Annotated in this window: 6 protein-coding genes; all 6 read right to left on the reverse strand. The window is 73.8% G+C overall.

Going from position 1 to position 3,510, the window contains the following annotated elements; all coding sequences use genetic code 11:
• Positions 1-98: 98 nt before the first annotated feature.
• Positions 99-401 (reverse strand): hypothetical protein, encoded by a 303-nt coding sequence (locus tag ACWJ6R_RS32600; RefSeq protein WP_449065905.1) that lies wholly within the window; start codon positions 399-401, stop codon positions 99-101.
• Between the two features lie 70 nt (positions 402-471).
• Entirely contained in the window at positions 472-990 is a 519-nt protein-coding gene (locus ACWJ6R_RS32605) for a hypothetical protein (protein WP_449065906.1), read from the reverse strand.
• Positions 991-1,047: 57 nt separating this feature from the next.
• The gene (locus ACWJ6R_RS32610) at positions 1,048-1,392 is read right to left on the reverse strand and encodes a hypothetical protein (protein WP_449065907.1); all 345 of its coding nucleotides are present in this window, start codon (positions 1,390-1,392) and stop codon (positions 1,048-1,050) included.
• 246 nt (positions 1,393-1,638) lie between these two features.
• Positions 1,639-2,196 (reverse strand): hypothetical protein, encoded by a 558-nt coding sequence (locus ACWJ6R_RS32615; protein ID WP_449065908.1) that lies wholly within the window; start codon positions 2,194-2,196, stop codon positions 1,639-1,641.
• Between the two features lie 71 nt (positions 2,197-2,267).
• Complete coding sequence (locus ACWJ6R_RS32620; RefSeq protein ID WP_449065909.1) at positions 2,268-2,603, reverse strand: hypothetical protein; 336 nt, start codon at positions 2,601-2,603, stop codon at positions 2,268-2,270.
• 140 nt (positions 2,604-2,743) lie between these two features.
• Positions 2,744-3,121 carry a hypothetical protein gene (locus ACWJ6R_RS32625; RefSeq protein WP_449065910.1) on the reverse strand — a complete coding sequence of 126 codons (378 nt, stop codon included), beginning with the start codon at positions 3,119-3,121 and terminating at the stop codon, positions 2,744-2,746.
• Positions 3,122-3,510 lie beyond the last annotated feature (389 nt).

The following is a 3,510-nucleotide window of genomic DNA, read 5'->3' on the forward strand; positions in this document are numbered from 1 at the left end:
TCGAGCTGGCGCGGCCGCCAGGCGCTCGAGGCGCCCGGCCCGCGGACACGAGCGTGCCCCCGGCCTCGCTCGGGCAAGACCAGGGCACGGCGGGAACGTCAGGAGGGGAACGGCAGGGCGGGCGGCGCAGGCACCTTCTCGGCCTGCTCCTGGAACCACGCGGGAAGCGAATACTCGGGCGTCTCGTAGCGCTCGCCGCCGCGCCGCCCGATCGCGCCGTTGCGGCGCAGGAAGCAGCCGGCGACGGCCAGGGTGCGCTGCCACTCGGTGCGGCACCACTCCCATTCGATGGTGAGCTCGTCGGGGACGAAGTCGTCGCCGTCGACGTCGTCGAGGGTCGGTGCGCCCTCGAGGGCGATCGTGACGAAGTAGCGGGCCGTCTGGGTGGTCGGGGTGGTCATCGGGGTGGGGGCCTTTCTCGGTTGATCTGTGCCCGCTCGAGCGGGCACAGGCGGGCGTGCGGGTCGGGTCTCAGGTGGGGAACGGTACGGCGTGCGGCGCGGGCACCTTGTCGGCCTCGGCGTGGACCCATGCGGGCAGACGCCGCTCCTCCTCGGTGGCGGGTGTCTCGAAGCGGTGCGAGGACTTCCGACTGGGATTGCCGCTGTCGCGCGGGACCCAGCCGGTCACGAGGATGCAGCGCTCCCACCCGTGCGGCGCTCGCCAGAGCCAGCGGACGCTGAGCTTATCCGGGACGAACGACGCGCCATCGTGGCCGGTCAGTGTCGGCACGTCGCCGAGCGGGATCTCCACCTCATAGGAGGCGTCGTAGCTGCGGCTGTAGCCGACGTGGCGCACGGCGCGGCCCTCCCACTCGGCGCGGCGCAGGTGGGCCGTGCCGTTCGGGGTGCGGACCACGACGGTCTTGCCGGTCTTTCCGGTGACGGTGCCGGTCTCCTCTGCGGCGCGGCCGCCGGCGCGGAAGGTCAGGGCGTCGCCGGCGCGGACGCGGCCGAAGTCGATCGGCACGGCGGGGGCGGGGATGGTCATGGGCGGGGATTGCCTTTCTGCGGAGGCCCGCCCGCTCGAGCGGGCGGGCCGTGCGGGTCAGATGTCGGCGGGCGCGGTGGCGAAGAAGGCGAGCGGGCGGCCCCACTTGGCGATCAGGTCGGGCAGGGCGGGGGTGTCCTTCTTGTCGCCCCTGGTGTGGTCCCAGATGGCACGCTTCGTGCCCCAGCAGGGGCGCATGTCGCCGTTGGGGAGGCGCTCCCAGGCGCCCGCCTGCATGGCGGGGTCGTTGCGCCGCAGGACCTTGGCGGCGGCCTCGGTGCCGATGCCGCCCATGCTGGACAGGATCGCGATGGCGTGGTCGCGGGTGAGTTCGCCCGTGGCGAGGGGGATGTGCAGTTCCTCGGCGAGGTCGCGGGTCTCGACGGGGTTGAGGTGCTGCATGGGGGCCTCCCTGGGGGTTGTGAGGGGAACCGCTCCCCTTCACACTTAAAAGTGTAGGGCATGTTTAGTTAAGTGGCAAGGGGGTGGGGCTGCCGATTCGAGCGGGAACGGCTCGAGCGCCTGGCGGCCGCGCCCCTCGAGGCCGTGCGGTCTTGAAGGGCGCGGCGCGCCGGGCGTTCCCAGAGAGGCGAGGGCCGCCCCCTCGAGCGCGGGGCCGTACAGCTCGAGGGGCCGGCTCGGGGGCGGCTACCAGGTGCGCGCTTCGGGGCGGTTGGCCAGCGTGCGGAAAACGTGGAAGGCGTGCACGGGGGCGAGCTCCAGCGCGACGGCCAGAGCGTTGACGGCGTCCTCCAGGTGGCGGTACGAGGCCATGCGGGCGTTCGAGAGCGCTTCGGACATCTCTCCGCTGGCGGCGGCCAGACGGACGGGCTCGGCGTAGGCGAGGTGGACGGCCAGGAGCGAGCGGAGCATCTGCACGGCGGGCGCGGGCTCGGTGGCGCTGTCGAGGACGTAGCCGATCAGGAGTTCGCTGCGCGTCTGGCGGGCCGTGCTGGTGTCGCCGTCGACCCCTGCGGGGATGCCGTAGTCCTTGGCGGCCTTGTGCAGGCACGGGTGGAGCACGACGCCGGGGAAGCAGTCGAGCAGGTCGGCGAGGTCGGCGACGTCCCCCGACCAGTCGCCCGCCTCGCCTCGGGCGGCGGCGATGTAGTAGTCGCTCATCGGGCACTCGGTCGAGTGGGCGGCGGGCTGGTTGGTCGGGGCGAGGACGACGGCGAGCAGGGAGCGGACGGCGGTGGAGTTCACGCGGGGGCCTTTCTGCGGCATTGGGAGGGGGAGGGGGATGGCCCGCCCCTTCGAGGGGCGGGCCGTGTGGCTCAGGCGGTGACGGGGGCGATGCTGGCGAGCGGGCGGCCCCACTTGGCGATCAGGTCGGGCAGGACGCGGACGCCCTTCTTGTCGCCCTCGGTGTGGTCCCAGATGCGGCGGGAGTTGCCCCAGGCGGGGCAGAAGCGGCCATCGGGGAGGCGGTCGTAGCGGTTGCCCTCCCCGATGGGGTCCTTGCGCTCGAGGACCTGCTCCGCGCCGTCGAAGCCGAGGCCGGGTGCGGCGAGGGCGAGCGCAGTGATGGCGCGGTCGCGGGTGATCTCGCCCGTGGCGATGGCCAGGTGGAGGTCTTCGGCGAGGTCCTCGAGGCGGGGCGTGGTGAGCATGTGTCCTCCTGGGGTTTTGTGGGGCGAACCGCTCGCTCTCACACTTAAAAGTGTAGGGCATATTTAGGTAGGTGGCAAGGGGGTGGGGCGAATCCGATGGGCGCTCGCCGCTCCCCGCCCGCCCCCGCCCGCTCGCCTGCTCAGACGAGCGCCGACACGTCGGCCTCGCAGCAGTTCGTCACCACGGTCCCATCGTGGTCCCCGAGCGTCGTCACGCCCGGGTCGGCCCGGCCGCACGACGGGCACGCATCGACGTAGCCGCACCCCGGTTCGGGCTCCTCCTGCTCCTCCGGCTCGGCGGGCTCGAGTGCGGCCGGGGCCGCCGCGGCGAGCCGGGCCGCGCGGCGCTCGAGCATGCGGGCCTTGATCTGCGCCGGGGTCGGCGCCTCCCACGAGTGCCAGCCCACAGCGTCGGTCCAGAGCCGGCAGTGGCCGCGCTTCTCGATGCCGCACCAGCGGCACCCTGACGGCACCGAGGCGGGCCGGGCCGGGCCGGGCCGATGGCGGGCGACTGCCACACCCGTGCCGTGCGGGTGGCCGGGTCGCCGTGGAAGGCGGTGACGTAGAGGGTCCACCCTTCGGGCAGGTGCGGGAGGATCGCGCCGAAGTAGGCGCGGGCCAGCTCGGGCCGGGCGGTGCTCGACCACACGGCGACGCGGACGGCCCGCCGTTCGGCGTCGGTGTCGTAAGCGTGCTCGGGGTCGACGTCGCCGAGATCCGTCGGCGGGAAGCGGCGGAGGGCCGCGCGGGGGATGTCGCCGCGCTGGGTGGCGTCGAGGATGATGCGGGCGAGGTCGCTGCGCTTCATGGCGGGGTCCTTCCTGGGCGTTGAGGGGACGGGCGGGTGGCGGGCCGGTTCGGTCCGGCCCGCACCCGGGCGGGGGCTATCGGGCGGCGTGTCGGCGGG

It is taken from the genome of Planomonospora algeriensis (assembly GCF_977012225.1).

Excerpts from the sequence above, each read along its gene's own strand:
- ACWJ6R_RS32610 (WP_449065907.1), bottom strand. The coding sequence starts at position 1,392 with ATGCAGCACCTCAACCCCGTCGAGACCCGCGACCTCGCCGAGGAACTG.
- ACWJ6R_RS32600 (WP_449065905.1), bottom strand. The coding sequence starts at position 401 with ATGACCACCCCGACCACCCAGACGGCCCGCTACTTCGTCACGATCGCC.
- ACWJ6R_RS32620 (WP_449065909.1), bottom strand. The coding sequence starts at position 2,603 with ATGCTCACCACGCCCCGCCTCGAGGACCTCGCCGAAGACCTCCACCTG.
- ACWJ6R_RS32605 (WP_449065906.1), bottom strand. The coding sequence starts at position 990 with ATGACCATCCCCGCCCCCGCCGTGCCGATCGACTTCGGCCGCGTCCGC.